Below are 23,206 nucleotides of genomic sequence, written 5' to 3' on the forward strand. Positions count from 1 at the left end.
CATTGCTGCTGTTGGAACCCTTCAATCGCAATGCCATAGGATGTCGATTGAAGCTAAAAACTGAATTTTAACCCAAATTTGATGTCCCGGGGATTCAGGAACGTGAAATAGGTCAAATTCGGCATGTCGATATACGCCTTGGTGTCCAAAATTCGCTTCAAATCGGCTTCGGTTTTGGTTGGATCACTGGGATCATACCGTTCATATTTCACCCCAGGTTTCCGATATTCGCCAATACGATCGTGCCCATGTTCTGGCCCCTCTTCCCAGGAGAAATGCAGCGATTCCATATAATCGAGATAATCGTAATTGTTGGCAAAGCCAGCATAATTGAGGAATTTGAAATTGAATAGATTGGTCACATCCAGATAGAGCTGAAATTCATAGCGATCGATTCGAACCGATTTGGTGAGCCGCATGTCGACATTATAGGTGTCTTTCCATCGGACATTATCAACGACCCCAGGAATATTATGGGGATTATAGGTGGCGTATGCCCCTGCGCGCCAATTCGCCAGCAGGTTTAGGTTCCAGTTGCCCAGCCATTTGTGGCCTAACCAAACTGGACCGAAATCACTAGGCGTGTGAATATCGATGTTAAATCGCGCATACGGCTGGGGCCGGGGTTTAGATTGATATGGGTTATTGCGCAGATAATCCCGCTGTTTATTCGGGTCCTCATAGTATCGCTGCAGCCCGAAATAGCCCGATGTCGCCACATCATAAGTGTAGTTGACAAAGCCAGTGAGCCAGCGGCCAGCGGTTTTGCTGAGCGTCAGCTCGAAGCCACGGATATCTTCGTAATTGTTATTGGTCGCCTTGCTGTATTGAACCGAAGCATTGATATTTTCATAATAAACCCAGCCAGGCTGATTAGTGATGTCTTTATAATATGCCGCCAGATTGAGCAGGAACAGGTCGAACAAATTTTGGCTGTAGCCCAGTTCGTAGGCCACGGTTTTCTCGAGCACCATATCGGGATTGCCGATCGTAGTGACCAGACCGTTATATTCGCGCTGCAACCTGAAACGATACGTGGACGACGGCTCTTGAGTGAAATGGCCATAGTTGAAATAGAGCTTGGAATTCACTGTGATGGGATGAGATATGCCCAGTCTGGGGCTGAGATGCCAGGTGGCCTTCGCTTTCGTGGTCGGGATATCGGTCTCAATTCGCTTTCCGAAACCTTCTTTGAAATACTTGTCATAATCGGACAATTGATATACAACACCATTGGGATCAGAATAGTCCAGTCGTAATCCCAGATTGGCGATGAATCCCTCAAACTCCAATTTGTCCTGCACGAAAGCACCAATGCGATACGGGAACCGATGATATACCTGAGTGCGATTCCATGTGGTCATCCCAGGATTCTCGGTATAGGATTTGATATTGAGATCATCGTAGACGATCTCGAAGCCGGTCTTGAGCTGGTTCACGCGATTCAATTGGCTGGTGAAACTGGCCTGAAGTTTGGTAGTGGTATTAATGCTTTTATCGCGGCCTAGGTTCATCCAGCCACCCATGATCATGCCGTCAATTCCCGTAACGCCATAGCCCCAATAGCCATAGGGCGCCTCATCCACAAAATAGCCGGGAACTGGTTCGTATTTTTTAGTCGTATCCCGGAGCGCCATTTGAAAGGTTTTGTAGCGATTGATATTGTGCTGAAAGTTGATCTCATAGAAAGTTTTTGGGCTAAGCGTATGGGTCAGCTTAAAGCCGAACATACTGCGATAAATGTCGCTGGGACTGTAGTATCCGGGCATATATAGTTTGGCGTCGCCGCTGCTGCTTTCAATGAGATCGGCGATTTCGCTGTTGTACCGAAGTACCCGACCTGTTGGGGTTGTCGTCCAGTCATACGGTGAAACGGAGAACACCTCGCTGTACACCCCGGTCAAAATGAGCTTGAGCGTTGGGTTGATATCCGAGGTGAGCTTGAGCTGGGTTGAATTATCGATATAGCTGTCCCTGGACAGCGGATAGATGAACATTTCCCGCTCCTGGAAATGGGACATGAAAAAGCGAAGATCGCCCAGCCTTTTGCCAATGATCGGCACTGGACCACCAAGGCTGCCATCGATGACGTAATCGGGCTTCACAATATCGCCGCGCCGACGATGCTGCCATTCCCATAATTTTTTAGCGCCTTCTGGAGTGAGATCGTTTTTGGGATCGTTATCGCGCACTGTGGCATCGGATACAGCGATCCAACCCTCGAAAATCGGATATTGTCGCTGAGTATAAGCGTCCCAGGCGCCATTGGTGGTCCCAGTCCAGCAAACTTCAGGATCCATATATGGCCGGGTGAAATAGGTGTATGGATCGTAAATGGAAGGGCCGAAGTGTTTCTTTGCTGGTGGTCGATATTGCGCCGTGATCGCCCCATTATAGCGAACCCGGTCCCCTTCTTTCGTGACCACATTGATCACCCCAGAGCGGATGTTGCCGTATTCAGCATTGAAACCGCCGGTCTGGATTTTCATCTCCTGAATCGCATTGAGGCTGAAAGCGGTGACGGGCACATTGGCGCGCTCATCGTTGAGCGAGAGCCCATCGACCAAAAAGCCGGTCTGTCGCGCCGCGCCGCCCCGAATGATCGGTCCCTCGCTCCCTTGCTCGATACCCGCTTGAAGCACCAACACCCCATCCACATGCTTGACCGGCAGGGTCTCAATTTTCTTGAAATCGATGTGAATTTCGCTGGCCGAAACATCCTTCACCACCATGGGGCGTTCTGCTACCACCACGACTTCGCCCATTTCCAAAGCCTGGGGCCGCATGCTGAAATTCACCGTCGTCGTCAAATCGATCTTCACGATCACGTTCTGTGTGGTCACAGTAGCATAGCCTATCATCGCGGCCTTTAAAGTGTATGTCCCTGGTGGCACATTCAAAATCACATAATTGCCCTTGAGATCGGTGGCCGAGCCCATTGTGGTGCCTTCGATGACAACATTTACTCCAGGCAATCCACCCCCGGTCTCCGCATCGATAATCTGCCCCGCGATTTTACCGGTAATGCCAGCGAACGCCACCGAGCTCATCATGATCATATATAAGCTGATAACGATTAGTGCTTTTTTCACGGTATCTGCTCCCAAATTTGTAATGATAAATTCCGTTCCCCCTGCCGCATATCCCCCTTTCGAACTCTCAGCCGATGATGCTCGCCCCTTCATCTGTATCTTGCTATGCCATATCGCTCACCAAATCACTTTGGTCATCCCTGGCTGAGTTGTCTTTTTATTAAGCTCTATTCGCTGCACCTAATTTCATAAGAATCTTAATCTGTCCCAGATCGCCGTTTTTGTATATTGCCTGAATGGACCTTCCTTCGCTGTTTTGAGCCGCAAAAAGGAAAATTCTAATTAGCAAACCAATTTCCGTTTTTCAGAACATGCAATAAACTGGCTTCACAAAATTTCTTTACCCAAAACAATCATCACCCGGATTATCATCTTATTTTGGCGAATTGGTCGATCAGTCTTACCCAAATTACAAATTACAGCTGCCATGCTTAATGAAAATTTTGATGATTGATCCATGCCCTTTCCATTCAGCCCAGTGGACAGATCCAATCAGATGCCGGCGAATGGGATGATATCTCATTAAGGCGCACCATATTTCTGCATGAACAGCTTGATGATCCGCTTGCGGGCGGGATTAAGCTCATCCCGTCGGTTGACATAAAGATACTGTTTTGATCCCCAGGCCATCGCATAACTGGATGGTTCGATCACCCCTGGATATAATGGTTCAAAGCTGCCATCGGGATGAACCACCAGAATGGCCAGAGCGGCATTGGTGCCAATGTAAAGGTCACCATCGGCAGCAAAGACCAGGGATTGGACCTCTGAAACGGGGTCGACTTTGGTGCTCCAATCGAAGTAGACCTCGCGCTCACCCAATTGATCGTCAGAGATGATCCTATTGCGCCACACGTATTGTTTATTGGTGGTTTTATCTACGCCACCGCAATAGACATAGCCATTGAAAACCTGAATCGCCTTAATATAGATCGATGGATAAGAGGCAACCGCAGCACCAGAGCCATCCGGCTTGATCCGATAGAGATCGTTGTTGTCGCCCCCGGCGTACATCATACCGCTGGGTGAAAAATCGAAATCCCAAATTTTCCCTGGTGCATCGATCCATTTCACCGATGTGCCGCCAGTGGCCAATGGGATCCGATAGAGCGCAGTGGTTAACCGAGATAAATATAGATAACCATCTGGTCCGACCCGCATGGCTTGAGCCTTGAGAAAGCTTGTGGTACCAAAATCATTGCGGACACCATCCGGGGTGATTTTCACCACTTTTCGAGTGGTCAACGATACGTAAAGATTTTCATTTTGATCGCAGGCGATCCCATAGGCATCATCATATTGACCAATGTCACTGTATTCCCATACAGCCTGTTTCAATTTGTATTTCATCACATTGCTGAACAGAAACGCCCCGCGCACAGCGATTTTAATCTTGATGGAATCTGAAGGAGTGTTGGGACTCTTCAATACCAGTTTCGTCTCACTGGCCGAGGTGATCGGCACCTTAGTCTTGTTAAAGAACACCAGATTCTCATCGATAACTGGAGAGAAATTGGCACCGAGGATCTGAATATCACCAATCCCAGCCAATGCACTATCTGCTGGGACGATAGCGGTGATGACTGGAGCAGGGTTTCCCGTTACATTTGGATCGAACAGGCTCGGCGGAACATCTGCCTCGCATCCAATCATCACCAGCATCAATGTGAGCGTGATTCCTATTAGGGAAGCTGAGCTTAATTTATTCATCGGTTCGCTCCTTTGCAAATATATTTTCGAATATTCTCAGTTTTCTATTAAAGTGACAATCGGAATGAGACCCGTTGGACATTATCGAACACGCCGAACGGAGTATATGAATAATCCAGGGCGATCATCCGATCGCCGAATTTTTTCTGCACGCCAAAGCCAGCGCTAAGATCCTCTTCGTCGCGATTGTACATATAACCAAGTCGCAGCGCCAGCATGTTCATCATCATATATTCAGCCCCGAAGTTCAACTGCTCGGAATAGTCGCGAGGATGAATCGCGTCGATAGAGACAAGCAGCGAATGTGGTGCGTTTGGCTCCATGAACAGGTCGAACACATTCATCGAGATGCCCATTTTGAAAGTCAGCGGCAACTGGAACCCTTCAGATTCAAATTTCACTTCCTGGGAGAAGTTGCGCACCGTCATGCCAAACACCAGGCTTTTGAACCCAGTTCGATAAATGGTACCGAAATCGATGGAGAAAGTGCTCAAATCATTATTGACGGTTTTCGTGATCCCTTCACTCACCTCTCCCACTGGCACCACGCTGCTGCCCAGCTTTTGGCTGACGTAACGGATGTGGCCGCCAACCGAGAAACGATCGGTCAACGCCTTACCATAGCCGATGCCAAAAGCGAAAGCAGAAGGGCTGAACGTTCCGGTATCGATGAAACCTTTTTCTGTAGTCGGATCCACCCGAGTGCCCAGGAACTCGCCGTAATCGACCGACATCACGGTGAACCCGAAGGTGCCATATTTACCATAAGCTGGATTCAAGGCAATGCTGGCCGAATAATGGACCATATCAGCGAACCATTTATTCTGATTCACGGAGAGATCTAAAAACGTGTTCATCAATGGGAGATTGGCTGGATTATGGAACAGCGAGAGCGAGTTGCCTGGCACCGTGGTGAACGCTTCGCCCATGGCGGCGGCACGAGCTTCAGTTGCCACACTGAGAAATTGAAAACCGGTTTGAGCCAATTTTTTATCCGCGCTGAAGCTCTGGGTTTGATATAATCCCACCGCCAGCATAACGATCAAGCAAATGAGCAAGTTTTGTTTCATTGTATCATGTCTCCTAAAATGTTTTAACATTCTTCTGGTTATCGAATGATCACAAATTTGCGAATGGCACTATCACCCTTTTTGAACAACAATTCGCCAGTCTGCGAATCATAGTAATCCTCGGTCACTTCGAAGTGGGCGATGTAAACTCCACTGACGACCACCTGCCGGGAAGAGGTTATCGAGTTCCATTCCGCGTCGCCGCTACCGTCGGTATGCTCGATCGTGTAGATCAGGTCGCCTCGTTCGGTGAAAATCTTAATCGTGCAGAACGGCGGAATGTCCAGAAACATGATTCGATCCGGGCCGCTGATCCCATATTGCAGATCCCGAGCTTTGATGTTGTATGGATTTGGAACGACACGGATCGCTTCCAGATTTTGTCCAGATTGTCGTTTCAATTTTGCTGGGGTATTAGTTCTGGTGTAGAACATGCTGCTTTGAAGTGGGCCGCCCGGATTCGCTGGGGTATTATTGGTAGTACCATCGCTAAATGAAACGATGTAATAGTAATAATCGAAGCCCCGCTGGGCGGTCTTGTCAGCAAATTCATTCACAATCTGCGGATGATCGGTGCCTTTCCCACAAGCAAAAATCTCCTGATAAGTCGTATCTGCTTTATGAATGGCGCGATAGATGCGATACCCGGCAAAACCTGGGAACGATTCGGCATTATTCGACCACGATAGCATAATGCGATCGCCACCAGAATTCACTTCGAATAGATCTGGCGGTGGCGGCGGCAATGGGATCTGGTAATTCAAATTATAGTTCATTATAGCCCGCTGGAATGTCTTGTATAATGAATCTCTGCCAGTGTAAACCCAGGCGTTCTTGTATTCATCTTTATTGTTTGTCGTTGAACCATTCGGCAGCTTGAATGGGCCCTGTCCTGCCAGCCATCTGGCACCGATGGTGTAGCAGGAATCGCGACATAAGCCCGAGATTCCCTCCGCGATCACCAGATGGATGCTATCACCAGGTTCCAGAGTATATGGGCCGAATCCAAGGCAATGCGAGAATCCGCCTGGTGTATTGCCCCAAACATCGGCAAAACCATCGCCGACAGCGTCAGCGTGCATGATCGGAGGATGCCCAGCCGTCATCGCCGCATATTCCTCCGCCATCTTTGCAGGATTGAACTGGTCATTGCCAGAGGTGATGGGAACATCTGAACCAAGGAACTGCGTGGTAGTGGGCTGATTTGGATCGTGAGATTTATCTTTTGCGGATTTATCAGCATGAAGCACCAGGTTGCCCACATACTGGGCGGCACCTAAATGACCATCGCCGCCAGCCTTCCCATTGGGTCCACCCACACAATCGAACGATGCCTTGGAATGCCGGCCAGTCCATGAGAATTCACTCAAATAAGGCGTACCAGAGAGCGGATCATAGACCAGCATGGTATCGTTCATGGTACAATGGCCCCAAGCAGAGGATTGCGGCAAATAGTAATAGCCATAAGGCCCGGTCTCCCGAGCTGCGGTATAGCGATACTGAAAGAAGAACACGACGTCATTGAGCGTCTGCTGATAAACGGTACCCTTGTTGTCGATAATCCCTGTGTTCTTGAATACGTAATCGGTGATAAAGTAATTGTCATGATATTGCTGGCTAAAGGCATAGACTTTCCGATATTCCGTAATCCCGATCGAAAAATTAACCACATTATAAAGAATTCGATCAGTTACAAGATTGGGATCCACTTCATCGACAAAATCCATATAATCCAAGAAGCCAGCAGGAATGCCGTCCACATAAACTCGAGGCCGATCGTAACGGCCAAGCAATTTGAAAATAACGGGAATCGATTCATTCTTTTCGTCGCTCACGCGAGGCCCAACATGGACGACCTTATAGTCGAAGGTTTTATTGACCAGAGGATCGTAATAATTTTTAGCTCCGATCCAAAGCGCCTTGGCAGCCTTGCAATCCTGCCAATTGAATTGAGCTGGCCAACGCAGTCCGTCCTGCTGGTCGGAGACCAGATGTCGACGTCCCACCTCAACTTCGCAGCCCATGCTGGAGAACCAATCATGCAACATGCCTACTGCCAGCCATTTGGTTTCATCGGCAAACACCATGGTGCTGATGCAACATATCACAAGCAGCAGGATCGAAATTCGGGTGAATTTATTCCTTTGCGTCATACTGCTTCCTCTAATTTAATTGTTTGACTGAACCCATCGATTGAGCGACCTGGTCGGCAAACATCACCGACCAGGTCTTTTCAAATTTAAAAATTGAAATTCACATTAATACCGAAGAAAACACTTCTCGGATTGAGAAAGGTGAACGAGGTTTGGTTCGGCATATCGATGTAAGCTTTGTCTTCCAGAATTTTATTCAACCGCTTTTTCTCAACCTCTTGCCAACTGTCGTTCTGATACTGCACATAGGTTTTGGTTGCCGCATCATAGTAGATCACCCGCGGATTGGGATTGCGTAACTGCGTGTAATCGGCCACCCATTCCATCGGTTGGTATTCCACCCCAGTTTTTCGATAATCGCCAGGCCGATCGTTGCCAGGGATGTTGCCATATCCCAACCTATCGGCAATTTTTGCTGGGAGATGCAGCGATTGCATATAGTAGTTTCGATCATAAACATTCACAAACGACAACCGCGAGAAATGCTTCAGGTTGAAAACATTATAGACATCCATAAACAACTTCACTTCAAAGCGATTGAATAGGAAACTCTTGGACAATTTGAGGTCAACATTATAGGTGGAGGTCCAGCGAACGTTATATTGAATTCCTGGCACACTATTGGGATTCCACGTATCCCACAGCCCGCCGGTCCAGTTACCTAACAATAGCAGATGCCAGTCGCTCCATGGCCGAATTCCCATGACCTCTCCGCCAAGATCGGTCGGGGTATGGAAATCCAGATAGGCTTTGAACCGCGGTCGCGGACGCGGCTTGGATTGCTGCGGGTTCTTTCTTAAATAATCTCGCTGATCAGCTGGGTTCTCGTAGTTCTCCCTGACACCAAAATACCCAGATGTCCCAACCCGATATTCATAATTGAGATCTCCATAGAACCATCGGCCCGTGGATTTGTAAATGTCCACCTCAAAGCCGCGAATATCTTCGTAATTGTTGTTGGTGAGCTTATAGTAATTGACTTTGCCATCGAAGCTAATGTAACGAACCCAGGCCTCCTGATCCGTGATGTCCTTATAATAGGCGGATAAATGGAACAGGTAGTCTTTTAAAATGGCATGATCGTATCCTAATTCATAGGAGACGGTCTTGGCCAAAGGAATCGTGGGGTCGCCGAAATAATCGATTTGGCCAGTGAGCGCGCGTTGGTTGCGATAGTAGAGCTCCGAGGTCGGCATTTGACGATAGTGGCCATAGTTAAAATATAATTTTGAATTCACCGTAATCGGGTGCGAAATGGCCAAGCGCGGGCTCACCGTAAAACGACCCTTAACGTTTTTGGTCTTATAGCGCGCTTCGTCTTCTGGCACGAATTTGCTGGAGAAATAACCGCGCTCGTACGGTGTCACATCATACCACTTGCCATTCGGGTTGCTATATTCCATGATCAATCCCAACGAGGAGATGAAGCCTCCCACTTCGATTTTGTCCTGAACATAAAACGATCCACGATACGGATTCTGCTTGATAATTGTCCAGGTATTTCCTTCAGGCAAATACTTATTGATCTGCCCAAAACTCATATCAAATTGGTCATAGACGAACTCAATTCCAGTCTTCAACTGGTTCTTGCTATCGATCTGGCTCACCAGGTCGGCTCGGCCGGTCCAGGTAGCAAATTTACTGGAGTCCCGAGACACGCTGATAGGGCCACCCATGATAAAAATTCCATCCATTCCGAAAATCGGAACCTCGCTGAACCCATACGGTCGCTCATCCTCAAAGTAACCTGGGAAGACCTCGTATTTCTTGGTGAGATCGCGATAGCGTCCCGGACCAGTATGATACCTCTTGCCGATGCGCTTCATCTGCACCTCGTAAAACGTATTTGGGCTGAGCGTATGGGTGAACTTGGCGGAAACTGTATTATAGAAACGAGAAGTTGGCGACCAATAGATATTGGTATAGATTCGGGTTGGTGTTGTAAAACTTCCAGTGATCATCTGTTCAGCGATATCCTCAGGAGTTTCCATGTAACTGGTCCCACCGGAGAACGAAGAAGAAACTGCATACGTCTCGCCATACAAACCCAGTAGTGACAATTTCATGTCTGGCCGCAGGTCCGAATTCAATTTCAGCATCCAGCTCTTATTGGTCAGCGCTTTGCGCGACAATTCGATCATATACATGTTCTGCTCTTGTCGGAACGATGTATAGAACCGCAAGTTGCCCAACGCTTTGCCGATGAATGGCACGGGCCCACCAAACCCTCCATCAACGTTATAATCCGGGTCTTTAATATCCCCCTGCTTACGATGTTCATATATGAAAATGCGCTGAGCTGCTTCAGGAGTCAGGTCATTGGTGGGATCATCATCCTGAAGCGTTCGTTCGGCCACCGCATTCCAGCCACTGAACTCAGGATATTGTCGCTGGGTGTAGAGATCCCAGTTGCCATTTTTCGTGCCGGTCCAACATACATCCGGGTCCAAATAAGGCCGTAGCCAGTAGAAATTAGGATCGTACGGCGACATGCCAAAATATTTTGGTGATGGTGGATGATATTTGTAGGTAATGGTTCCGCTATAGCGGTCACTGCTCCCCTCTCGAGTGACCACGTTGACGACACCTGAACGGACATTTTGATACTCGGCGTTAAAACCACCAGTCTGCACCGAGATCTCTTGAACAGCGCTCAGCGGTACTGCCGTCATTGGCCTGCTGTCACGTTCATCGCGAAGCACGATGCCATCGACCATAAAGATCGCTTGAGTGGCCCCGCTCCCTCGAATGCTTAAATCCTTCGTAATACCAGCTTGAAGTCCCATCACTTCATTGACGCTGGTCACTGGCAAAGCGGCGATTTGATCGGTACTGATATTTTTCTTGCTGGCAGCCACGTCCTTCTCAACCACAGGACGTTCCGCTACCACCGTAACCACCTCTCCCATCAGCACTTCAGATTTCATTGGAAAATCAACCGTGGTGGTTTGATCAATAAACACGCGCACGTCGGTCTTGTTCAGTGCGGCATAACCGATCATGGTGGCTGTGAGCGTGTAGGTACCAGGGGGCACATTTAAGATAACATATTTCCCAGCAGCATCAGATGCCGCACCCATAGTAGTACCTTTTACCACAATGTTGACGCCTGGCAACGGCAAATTGGTATCAGCGTCAATGACAACGCCAGCAATCTTGCCGGTCACGCCAGCCAGCCCAATTTGAGCTGAGAGCAACATCGTCATCATTAAAAAGACAAACAGTCGCTTCATAACTGGTTCTCCCATGCAAAATCTCCTAAATAGTTGATGATGATTTTCGGTTAGAGAATTGAAATGCATTCCATTGCATCGATAGCCAATTATCGCATGCAATGCAGAGAAATGAGGGTTAGAAACAAAGCTTGTAAGAGATTTTTTGTAGTTACGAATGAACATATTTAAACTTCAGGTTGCCATCCACCAGATTCATGCCGCTAAAATATAAACCATTTTTAAATTCATGTCAAGCGATTTTTGATGGATTTTAATTTGACACTCGTTGTTGATATTGTCCATGCTCCGAAGACCAATCTCTACTTGCCCGCAATATCCGTTTCATCAATCACTCAAATTGCAGAAGATCAAATGATACAGGGACTGATCGAATCCGAATCAGTACTCTAGTCTGTGATTGCTTTTCTTGACTGATGATCGATTCATCCCATTTTTGTCTTTCATCGGCGTTTTCATCGCGCGGCCAGCGATGGCTCGATCGCGCTCTCGTTATGCCAGATTTCAATCGAGCCTCAAACCCATTGCGACAAGCGATTATTATGAATGCAGGCGTTTAGCTGAACAACGCCCAGCACGCTTATAAAGAGAAATGGGCGGACAGGCGATGGACCGCATTGAAAGCGCCGAACGGCGTGTATGCATAATCCACAGCTAAGCGATAATTTTTGAGCGCCTGTTGAAACCCAATTCCAGTGGTGAACCCATATTCATCATTCGGAGCGGAATAGCCAGCACGGATCGAAAATGTCTTGAACACCAGATACTCCAATCCCACATTGATCTGTTCTGGATAATCTCTCGGATGCGTGGCATCGACGCTAAACAACAAGGAACTATACTCCTTGCTCATGAACGGATAAATATCCAGCAGATCCATGGCTGCGCCGATTCGGAAAATTAGGGGCAATTGAAAGCTTTCATCCTCATATCGGACCTCTTTAGAGAAATTTCGGATACACATGCCGATATTCAAACTACGAAAGCCGGTTTTATAAAGCACCCCGAAGTCGAAAGCCGCCACTGAAGCGGAATAGCTTTTTCGAGTATAATTTGCATCTGAAGCAGCACCAACCAGGCCCACGATGCTGCTCCCCATATTCTGGAACACATATTTGACATTGCCGCCCACAGAAAATTTGCTGGAGAGGGCCTTAGAATAGCCGATGCCAAACGCCAGGGCTGTTGGACTGAAACTTCCAGTTTCAACGTACCCCAATTCATTGGCCGCGTTATCATCACGAATGGTTCCAATCATATCCCCATAATCTACGGATAAAATCGTGAACCCAATGACGCCATAGCGACCGCTCCAAGGACTAAACGCCGCGCTGCCATAAAAATACTTGATGTCCGCAATCCAGTCGACTTTGCCAAAAGAGATATCGGCGAAATGGGGCATCTCTGCCATAGCCGATGGGTTCAAGAACATCGCTGTCGAATATCCTTCTACCGCGGTCACTGCATCTGCCATCCCGCTAATCCTGGCATCTGTCGTAACATTAAGGAACTTCATGCCAGTCTGCGCTAACTTTTGAACTTTTTGACCATGCCCTGGCACAGTCAGCCAGATCACCATGGCCCAAATCATCGCTATGCAAATGCTGATTTTTTTCATAATCGTACCCATTTGGCTTCTTCATTATTCATTTTTTATCGGATGATTAAAAACTTCACAATCTGGCTTTTGCCAGTTTTGTGATCGGTCACCACGGCAATGTAGACACCACTGACCACAATCTGCTGGTAATCGGTCGTGCAGAACCAATAAGCATCCCCACTACCATCAGTATGCTCGATGGTCTTGATCAATTCACCAGTTTCAGTGTATATTTTTATCGTGCATTCCCCAGGGATATTATAAAATGCGAGCTTGTCCCCTTCTCCTGGGAATAGCAACCGGTTGGGATCTGCTGAGATATTATACGGATTCGGCACCACGCGAATTTGGCTCAGTGCTTCGCCAGGTGGACGTTTCAAATTAGTTGGATCATAGGTCTGCGTGTAATAGCGGCTGCTGCGCAGGACGCTCTTTGGGATGTTCAATGCTGGATCTGCTGGGATCTCATCCCCCACTGTCACAATGTAATAGAAATAAGACACCCCGCGCTCCAGATTGGTATCGTTGAAACTGCGTTCATTAGGGCCAGCTTGATAGATCAACTGATAAGTGCTGTCATATTGACCCTTGGCGCGATAGATCTCGAACCCTTTGCGACCGGGTTCATTCTCTTCATACACTTCCCACGATAACATAATTCGATCGCCGCCACCATTGACCATGAATGTCTTGGGCGGTTTTGGCGGTTGCTGAATATTGTAGCCAGACTGATAATTGGCGATCGCACGCCGAAAAGTTTGGAACAGCGAATCCCGACCACTGAGCACCCATTCATTCTTGGTTTTTGCACTGATCTTTCCTTGCTTAAATTGCTTGCCAATCTCGATGCACATCTCGCGGCTCAGCCCAGCAGCAGCCTCGGCCCATACGATGTGGATGCTCTCGCCCGGACGCAATGTATAGGGACCATAGCCATTGCAGGCCGAAAATCCCCCTGGTGTACCCAAAGCCGGATCTCCCTTCGGCTCAGCAAAATTGCCCGATGGTTCCACTTTCCATGCATGCCGGGGCGACATGTGTCCCTTGGACATCCAGCCATATTCTGATTCCATTCGAGCAATATTATATGGATCATTCTGAGAAGTGTTGGGCGCATCAGACGACTCGTAGGTGGTCGTGGATGGCTGATTGAAATCATCGGTGGGATCAGTGGCCGAACGATCGGCGTGGAGCGTCACGACGCCGATGAACTGCGCTGCACCCAGCCGACCCACGGTATCGGCGGCGCTGATGTAGCCAGCCGAACCGGCTGGATTCCAAATCGGTGCTCCGATGTTATCATATAGCGTAAACGGCGGATATTTGCCGTGCCAACCGAACTGGGCGCGAAAATTTTCATTGGGAGGATCTGGCATCACGCCGTCCCCACGCGCATCCAGCATCAAGTTGATCCCCCACCCCGTGGCGTTGCCGATCAAATAGCGGGTCTCGCGACACACTGCCCAACGAAATTGAAAGAAGAAATAAACATCCTCCAGCGTTTGATTGGGCAGTTCGATCTCAGGATCTCCATCCACATTCCCAGTATTAGTAAACACATAGTCGCAAATAATATAATTGTCGTGGTAGGGATGGCTGAATTGCATGATCTTTCGGGTCATGGTGATGCCAAGCTGACAATTGGTGACATTGATGATCATCCGATCGGGTTTCATGGTTTCGTCGATGCCATCATTCTCGACGCGCTTCTCGTAACTCGTCACCAAATCAACCATTACTTTGGGCGGTTCAAACCGGCTGTACATTTCAAATTTAATAGGGAAAAATTCATTGGCACCAGTCACTCTCGGCCCAACGTGAACCACCTTATAAGGATAAAACACGCCTTTCTCATCCGTGAAATTCTTAGCACCAATCCACAACGCCTTAGCAGCCTGCATATCCTGATACCGATAGATCGCCTCCCATTGCATCCCACATTGTTGAACCTTGAGATTGCCATGCTCTATTTCAGAGCCAATCTCAGAGTACCAGTTGTGAAGCGAGCCGACCGACATCCACTTCACAGCGAATTGGGCCAGCGAGGCGCTCGTTATGAGCAGCGTTATTAACAAACCAACAATAAGGCCCAAACTGGCAATTTTGATCTTGAAGTTAGTTCTTCTCATAGCTTCCTCAATTTTGATGATTGATCCGATCTCGTTAAAACTCACTCAATCTCCAATGACAGGAACGGTTCGAATGCGAGAATATATTCGTCTTCCGATTCTCATAATTGAGATTAACCGCTCCGCCATTTGCATGATAAAAATTACCCATGAAATAAGGAGAATCTTATTTCACTCGCTCTGTGCTCCTGTCCAAGCTGTATCAAAAACAATTGGTCACGACAATGAAACATCACTTTTCGATAATGCCCAAGTTGATGAACTTTGCTCGGCGAATCGCACGCTCCCCTTTCAACTACTTGATATCGAACGAAACGCGAATCCCCCAGAAAATATCTCGAGGATCTAAAAATGTGAAAAATTGCTGGTTCGGCATGTCGATATAGGCCTTGGTCTTAAGGATGCGTTTTTGCCGTTCCTTATCAGGATCGTTTGGATCATAAGGTTCATAAGGAACTGTTCGATAATCACCGGGACGATCGTTTCCTGGGATATTCCCATAACCCAATTCGTCGCCGATCTTAGCTGGCAGATGAAGCGATTTCATGTAGGCGATATAATCTTGTGAATCGACAAAACCGTAATTGGTCATGTATTTTAGATTGAATACATTGGACACATCGACGAATAATTGAATGTCAGCGCTCCCGATGCGGAAATTACGGCTGAATTTCATATTCACATTATAATAATCGCGCCATTGCACATTGTTTTCGATACCTGGAATAGACCCTCCTCCAGTCCAGGTAAAATGACGCCCAGCTCGCCAGGTAGCCAAGATATTGAGTCGCCAATCAGCCAGCGGGTAAAAGCCCATGAATTTCGGACCGAACTCTTGCGGCATGAAGAGATCCAGATCTGCACGCGCATAGGGCTGAGGCACTGGTTTCTCTTGATAACTGCGCCACGTCTCGGATTCGATCCGTCTCATCTCAGCAGGGTTATTAGAGTAAATAGCGAACCCAAAATTGCCGCTGGTGATAACTTCGTAAGTATAATTGATAAATCCTTGCACCCAATCGCCGCGGTTCTTGCGCAGCGTTAACTCAAATCCTCGGGTATCCTGATAGTTGAAAGGCTTGCTCACGGAGTAGTTCACCGTGCCATCATCCCGCTGATATGTCACGGCGCGGGGCTGAAGCGATGAATCTCGATAATACCCAGCTAACCGCAACAGGAATTGCTTGAACAAATTATGTTCATATCCCAGCTCATAAGCAACCGTTTTGGGCAGTGGATTATTGGGGTTAGCGATCCGCATCACATATTTCGTAGCCGTTTCTCTTCTTAACAAGTAGAGATTTTCTGGAGTGGGAAGCTGCCGAAAATGCCCGTAATTGAAATAAAGTTTGCTATCGATGGTGATCGGAAAGGCAATTCCCAATCGGGGACTCAGGTTCACGATCCGCTTGGTAGGTTTTTTATCCAATAACGTGTCGATGCCCATTGAATATTTGGCAGAAAATGCTCGATCCCAAGGATCGTCGTAAGCATACCATTCGCCTCCAGCATGAGAATAATCCATTCGCAAACCGACATTGGCAATCATCCCCTCGAACTCTAATTTGTCTTGCACATATAGCGCAGCACGAACTGGGAAGGTGTGCCATTTGGATTGCGACCGCCCGCTGGGAAGGAAAATATCAACTGAGGCATAATTGACATAATTATCTGTATACACGAACTCAAATCCACCCTTAATGTTGTTGTAACGATTCACCTGGCTGGTGATATCAAAACGAGTGGAATAGACCGTGACGCGGCTGCTATCGCGTGAATTGCTCATGCCAACGCCCATGCGCAATCCCACGATCCCAGTGCTAGGTGCCGGTTGATAGCCGAATGGCGCTTCATCGACATAATAATTATCGCCAAATTTATAGATTCGAGAAGTATCCCGCGGCGTCCCAGGATTGGTATCGTATCTCGATTGAAAGCGCTGCATGGTCAACTCGTAAAAGGTATTCGGGGACAGGACATGAGTCAGTTTCGCGCCGATACTGTTGCGCGTCACAGTTGAAGGACACCAGTAATCAGTCCCGTACATACGACCATCGATATATTTTGGCCCATTGCTCAGCGCACTTGCGATGCTCCAAGAATCGCTAAAAATCCCTGGCTCACCGGAATTGTTGTCATTAGTACCGGACTGTTGCCCAAGCAGACCATCAATCGTCAATTTCATGCCATGTCGAATATCGGAAGTGATTTTCAACTGGCCACTATAATCGCGATAGGCATCACGCGAAAGCGGGACGATATACATATTTTGGGAATTGCGATATGAAGCAAAGAACCTTAAATTACCCAATTGATCGGAAATAAATGGAACTGGTCCTCCAAAACTCATGTCGATGTCATAATCTGGTTTCGTAATATCCAGTTTCCTGCGATGCTCCCAGAGGAATACTTGCTGAGCGGCTGAGGGCGTCAGGTCATTGTTCGGATCGTCATCTTTCAGCGTCTTCTCAGAGACTGCATTCCAGCCCTCGAATTCCACATACTGTTTCTGAGTATATTCGTCCCATGCGCCGTTTTTCGTACCAGTCCAACACACCGCATCATCGACATAAGGTCGGATCCAATAGGATTCTCTGGAGGAGGGGGAGTGACCGAAATGCTTTTTCGCTGGCGGGCTGTAACGGGTGATCATCCCAAAATGGTAGCGATCTTTTTTTCCTTCTTTCGTCACCACATTAATCAGACCAGCGCGGATGTTCCCGTATTCCGCATTGAAACCGCCGGTCTGGATCTGAATTTCATCGATGGCGGTATAGCTTACTGCAGTATAAGGTTGATTATTACGTTCATCCCGCAAGGTGAATCCGTTCACCATGAAAGCCGTTTGATCAATACTTCCGCCGCGAATTTCTAACCCACGAACACCAGCTTCCAGTGCCACGACGCTGGCAACACTGACAACTGGCAGCGACTGAATCTCTCGGGCGTTGAGGTTGGCCTGGCTAGCCGAAACATCTTTTTGCACCACTGGGCGCTCAGCTACCACCTGAATCTCTTCGCCCATTATCACCTGAGGTTTCATTTTGAAATCCACTGTAGTCGTCAAATCGATATTCACCCGAACTTGCGCAACCGTGACACTGCTATACCCCATCATGCTGGCTTTGAGCGTATAGATCCCAGGAGGAATATTGAGGATCACATAGTACCCATTTACACCTGACGCAGCTCCCATTGTCGTGCCTTCGATAACCACATTGGCACCAGGTAACGGCGCTCCGTTCTCTGCATCACTGACGACTCCAGCTATTTTGCCCGTGGTTCCAGCATAAATTGCTGTCACGCCAAAAACAAAAACAAGGGCAACAACAAGAATTGATCTTCTCATACTTGCGTTCTCCCTGATTGATTGTGGTGAAAAATAATGAAGCAATTATTCTTTGGCTGAAAAGTAGCAAAAACTTTGAAGTGATTAAGGCAAATATCAAGAAAGTTAGAAAGGAAAGTATAATAATTCATGCGCTGAAGCATTTCGATATCTGATTTTATGAGGTCATTAATATCATTTTTTTTCAGCCAAATGAATATATAAAATTAAATCCAAAATGTCAATTAAAAAATTTTAATTTTGCGTTGAGTTAGGACAGGGCCTGAACAAATCTAAATCGCGGTGCATTCCCGAAATTCAATTCATATTTTGACCTGACACTTATTCATTTTCCCTTCTCAATTTGCTCAAGCCCAATGGGATGGATTGTTCCCATGTTCCCAAGATAAAAAATTGAAAAATTGGTCGTCATCTCGATTGCCAAATCATGCTTCGATGAGCTGGATGCTTTGAACTGCTTAACTTGGAGGAGTCAATTTTTAAATTTGAAATAGTGAAAGTTAATAGATCCTATTCAATGACCTTTCTCCGCGACTTGTTTGGATAAAAATCGCTTGCAATTGAAGCGGAAAATCGCTATATTGATTTTGATAATAGTTATCATTATCGAAAACAAAGTGGAGTTTTGCTATGCGCACCGAATTAGCGATGCGATATCAGCAATTTATTCAGACGAACCGCCTAAAATCGTCCCGAAGACGTGATCTGATCTTCGAAAATATCCTTCAAACCAGCGATCATTTCACGGTGGATCAGATTTATCAGCAAATGCTTGCCATCGACCCAGGGATCGGTATCGCAACAGTCTACCGAACCATCAGACTGTTGGTTGATTGCGGTATTCTCATGGAGCATACTTTTGGCGAAAAGCGCGGGTTCTTTGAGGTAGTGGTTTCAGATCGCGAACATCATGATCATTTGATCTGCACGCACTGCGGTCGCATTTTCGAGTTCCAAAGTGCCACCATCGAAATGGATCAACAACGAGTTGCTCAGCAATATCAATTCAAAATTGAAAGCCATAAATTAGAAATATATGGGATCTGCCACCAATGTCAGCAACAACTGATCAGCAAAAATCGAATGCAAACCGATCATTGAATTCGACCAAAGCTATGCGGGTCGATTACCATAAAAACGTTATCCTTTTAATTGGGAATCCAAATGTCGGAAAAACTTCGATCTTCAATCAATTGGCACGCAAGTATGCTATCACGGCGAACTATCCATTTACGACCGTTGATCTGAATATCGATGCCATAAAACTCTCTGGCAAGGAGTTTGAGCTAATCGATGGTGCCGGCATTTATCGGCTCGATCATCCCTCTGAAGAAGGACAGCTTACGCGCGATGTGATTTTCAATTATCATCCAGAAATTTTGCTCCAGGTAATTGAAGCCGCCAAATTAGAATCATCATTGCTTTTAACTGCTCAACTGATAGAATTGGATATCCCCCTGGTCATTATTTTGAACATGATTGATGAAACAGCAAAACAGCGGATCCGAATCCAAACGCGCGTGCTTTCGGAATTGTTGGGGGTACCAGTGATTGAAACGATCGCAATTGAGGGCAAAGGAATTGATGCGATCAAAAAAGCTATTACAACATTAGGGTCTCGGCCGCATCGGCCCAGTTACCCGCAGTTAGTTCAACAATTTTACCAAGAGATTTCATCGCTGTTTCCGGCTAAACACAAGCCACCTCGAGCCATCATGATGCTGCTGGCACTGGAAGATCCCTTCGCTCTAAAGTGGATCGAAGAAAACTATGGTGCTGAACTGGCAACAAAAGTCAAAGCGCAGCACGCTCGATTTCTCGATCAGCACATGGTGAATCTATCCATCATCATCCTTAATGCTCAGCACCTCTGGATCCAAAACATCATCCAGCGAACCGTCTCTCACAAAAAGCAATTGACACAATTTGGCATTCAAAAATTTGGCGAGATTTCCAGGCACCCACTCTATGGGTGGTTGATTGTTGCCCTGGCCATCGCGTTGATCTATTTTATCGTAGGGAAATTCGGCGCAGTTTTTTTGGTCGATATATTGGATTATTATTTATTCGCCCCACTTGTATCCTGGTTAGAAACGGTTATCCCCTCCGGGATCATTGCCAGATTTTTCATCGGCAACTATGGGATCCTGACCACGGGGTTGTTCAATGCCATTGGCACGGTTTTGCCGATTATTACCTTGTTCTTCTTGCTGCTCAATTTATTAGAAGACGTAGGCTATCTCACAAATCTGGTTATTCTGACAAATCGGCTTTTTAAGAAATTTGGCCTGAGCGGCAAATCAATTTTGCCCATTGTCTTGGGTTTTGGATGTAAAACCATGGCGACGCTCTCCACTCGCATTTTGGATTCAAAAAAAGAGAAATATATCGCCATTTTCTTAATCGGTCTGGCGATCCCTTGTTCCAGCCAAATGAGCGTCAATATCGCAGTTCTTGCGACACAGCCCATCTTCGCCTTCATTATCGTCATGCTGGTTCTTTTATTTGTGGAAATCTTTGCAGGCCTGGTGCTCAATCGCATTGTACCGGAGCAGCAACCGCAGGATTTTTTATTGGAGATCCCGCCAATTCGCCTTCCAGACCTCAGACAGTTGCTGCGCAAAACCTATTACCGAACCAGTTGGTTTGTCAAAGAAGCGGTTCCACTTTTTATGTTCGGCGCATTGATCCTATTTGTACTGCACGAGACTGGGGGAATCAACTTATTGGAGTGGGGATTGCGCCCCGTTGTCGTCAACTGGCTAAATTTGCCCATTCAGTTTTCGGAAGCTCTGGTCATGAGCCTTGCTCGATCCGAGGCGGGCGCCGTGTTGATCTTGAACATGGTTCAGCGCGGCGAGCTCACTACCATTCAAATTATCGTCGCTGTGATCGTCATTACGCTCTTTGTGCCCTGCATTTCCAATGTCATGGCGATGATCAAAGAATTGAGATGGAAGCCTGCCCTGTTCATGGTCATGATCATTACCATCGCTGCTTTCGTGATTGGGGGGATGGTCAATCTCGTGCTGAGATGGTGATTCCAAAACGGAAATCAATTAATGCAAAGAGAGCAATTCTTTCAAACAGAGATTCGGCATGCGCAAAATTAGCTGACGACAAATATATCGATCCAATTCAAGCCGTATTTATTCATTATCGTTCACTGGCTCTATTAAAAATTCAGGAGTCCATAAAATGGGAGCAAAACGAAGACATCAGCATTACCCGGGTCGCTGGCGACGACAACACCGCCGTAAAACATTGGATGAATATCTTGAAATCCTCTGGTACATGCAGGAGCGCCACGGCACCAATCTCAAGAAATTTATGATCCATGAGGAATTTGACTGGCAACCAGGGGTAGCGGAAGAATTACAATCGATGGGATATATTGAACAAAGCGAAACGGAATTGAAATTCACTCCAGCAGGGTATGAAAAAGCCAGGCAATTGGTCCGTTCTCATCGATTGGCTGAACGATTGCTCACCGACGTGTTGAATATGAAATTGGATCATGCTGAGACCAGTGCCTGCGAGTTTGAGCATATCATCGTCCCCGAGATTGTCGATGGGATTTGCACATTATTAGGCCACCCGAAGATTTGTCCCCATGGGCTACCCATTCCAGAAGGCAATTGCTGTCGCGAAGCAAAGCGCTCTATTGAGTCAGCGACCAAAAATCTAAACCAGCTCCAGGTGGGTCAGCAGGCTCGGATCGCCTACATTAACACGCGATCGAATTCCCGCATGCATCAATTGACGCAACTGGGCATTCGACCTGGTGCTATCATCTGGATCCATCAAAAATATCCAGCACTGGTGATACGAACCGATCACACTCAGATCGCTTTGGATGAAGAGATCGCTAATGACATTCTCGTTTGGGAGCTCCAATCAGGATCAGTCGCAACAAAGGATCCAGCGTCTGAAGGCTAATTGTGATTTGATGTTACCAGCCATGAAAGCAAATTAGGGCGCTCACGATAGTTCACTCATCACTGGAAGATGATTTTACAAATTGATGACAAAAGCGGAATTTTTTCGAACGAATGATTCGGATGGCGTTCCAGGTCGGATCACGAAGCGTGAAAATTACTTTGGCTTTCTGCTGATATTTAATTGGATACAACTCTAACTACCAAATTCAGATCGATCATTGCTACTTCAAATAGGGCGGCAATTTCTTTAAAATGGTTTCTGTGTGAATCAAACTTGAAGATGGCTGAATTCGCAGGCATGAGAGCAATTCTGTGGCAAGGACTCGAATAAACGGCTGTCAGTAGATTTGGATATCCGAACCAGATCCCCATCTGGAATGCCGTTGCTCATTCAGGGACAAACAAAAAAGGCAACCTTTTGGGTTGCCCTAATCTGTCTATTTTTGACTTGCAACTATTCTTCGGCTTCCACTTCTTCTTTCGTTTCGGCTTTTTTCTCAGTAGCGGACTCCTTTTCAGCTTTTTTCTTTTCCTTCTTTTCTTTACGAACCGACTCAAAATCGACGAGCTCGACGTAAGCGAGCTCGGCGCCATCGCCCGAGCGTCGTCCCAGTTTGACAATGCGGGTATAGCCTCCATTTCGGGTGGCATATACTGGAGCGATGTCGGTAAATAGCTCTTTGACCACATGTTGGTCGCGGACAATTCTCAGGACTAACCGGCGAGCATGCAGCGTACCTTTTTTGGCAAAACCAATGAGCCGTTCGGCCAAAGGACGTAGCGCTTTGGCTTTCGCTGTGGTTGTGCGAATCTTCTTATGCGTAAAGAGTTGGGTTACCAGGTTCGCTAACATCGCCCGTCGATGGCTGGCCGGTCGGCCCAATTGGCTAAACGATTTTCGATGTCTCATGATCTCGTTATCCTCGATT

The 23,206-nt window shown here is 47.0% G+C and carries 12 protein-coding genes; 3 read left to right on the forward strand and 9 right to left on the reverse strand.

The features are described from left to right. Positions 1-53: 53 nt before the first annotated feature. The 8 genes from ONB37_04670 to ONB37_04705 form a co-directional block, all read right to left on the reverse strand. Entirely contained in the window at positions 54-3,185 is a 3,132-nt protein-coding gene (locus ONB37_04670; GenBank protein MDZ7399443.1) for a TonB-dependent receptor, read from the reverse strand. A gap of 429 nt (positions 3,186-3,614) precedes the next feature. Then, complete coding sequence (locus ONB37_04675; protein MDZ7399444.1) at positions 3,615-4,802, reverse strand: IPT/TIG domain-containing protein; 1,188 nt, start codon at positions 4,800-4,802, stop codon at positions 3,615-3,617. 47 nt (positions 4,803-4,849) lie between these two features. Then, entirely contained in the window at positions 4,850-5,872 is a 1,023-nt protein-coding gene (locus tag ONB37_04680) for a PorV/PorQ family protein (protein MDZ7399445.1), read from the reverse strand. Between the two features lie 38 nt (positions 5,873-5,910). Then, on the reverse strand, positions 5,911-8,025 hold the full coding sequence (locus tag ONB37_04685) for a fibronectin (GenBank protein MDZ7399446.1): 2,115 nt from the start codon (positions 8,023-8,025) through the stop codon (positions 5,911-5,913). A gap of 86 nt (positions 8,026-8,111) precedes the next feature. Further along, positions 8,112-11,258: a TonB-dependent receptor gene (locus ONB37_04690; protein ID MDZ7399447.1), complete on the reverse strand. Its 3,147-nt coding sequence runs from the start codon at positions 11,256-11,258 to the stop codon at positions 8,112-8,114. A 580-nt stretch (positions 11,259-11,838) separates the two neighbouring features. After that, positions 11,839-12,876 (reverse strand): PorV/PorQ family protein, encoded by a 1,038-nt coding sequence (locus ONB37_04695; GenBank protein ID MDZ7399448.1) that lies wholly within the window; start codon positions 12,874-12,876, stop codon positions 11,839-11,841. 35 nt (positions 12,877-12,911) lie between these two features. Beyond that, positions 12,912-14,987, reverse strand: a complete 2,076-nt coding sequence (locus ONB37_04700) for a hypothetical protein (protein MDZ7399449.1) — start codon at positions 14,985-14,987, stop codon at positions 12,912-12,914. 295 nt (positions 14,988-15,282) lie between these two features. Then, positions 15,283-18,336, reverse strand: coding sequence for a TonB-dependent receptor (locus ONB37_04705; GenBank protein MDZ7399450.1), 3,054 nt, complete (start codon positions 18,334-18,336; stop codon positions 15,283-15,285). Between the two features lie 630 nt (positions 18,337-18,966). Here ONB37_04705 and ONB37_04710 point away from each other — a divergent pair. The 3 genes from ONB37_04710 (at position 18,967) to ONB37_04720 (ending at position 22,275) form a co-directional block, all read left to right on the forward strand. Beyond that, positions 18,967-19,437: a transcriptional repressor gene (locus ONB37_04710; GenBank protein MDZ7399451.1), complete on the forward strand. Its 471-nt coding sequence runs from the start codon at positions 18,967-18,969 to the stop codon at positions 19,435-19,437. Next, the gene (feoB, locus tag ONB37_04715; protein ID MDZ7399452.1) at positions 19,389-21,377 is read left to right on the forward strand and encodes a ferrous iron transport protein B; all 1,989 of its coding nucleotides are present in this window, start codon (positions 19,389-19,391) and stop codon (positions 21,375-21,377) included. The genes ONB37_04710 and feoB overlap by 49 nt, the downstream gene beginning before the upstream one ends. A 157-nt stretch (positions 21,378-21,534) precedes the next feature. Beyond that, entirely contained in the window at positions 21,535-22,275 is a 741-nt protein-coding gene (locus tag ONB37_04720; GenBank protein MDZ7399453.1) for a metal-dependent transcriptional regulator, read from the forward strand. 456 nt (positions 22,276-22,731) lie between these two features. Here the strand turns inward: ONB37_04720 and rplQ are convergent, their stop codons facing one another. Next, on the reverse strand, positions 22,732-23,187 hold the full coding sequence (gene rplQ / locus ONB37_04725) for a 50S ribosomal protein L17 (protein MDZ7399454.1): 456 nt from the start codon (positions 23,185-23,187) through the stop codon (positions 22,732-22,734). Between the last annotated feature and the right edge of the window lie 19 nt (positions 23,188-23,206).

The sequence above is a fragment of the candidate division KSB1 bacterium genome (assembly GCA_034506395.1).
In the GTDB taxonomy this organism is placed as follows: Bacteria; Zhuqueibacterota; Zhuqueibacteria; order Thermofontimicrobiales; family Thermofontimicrobiaceae; genus Thermofontimicrobium.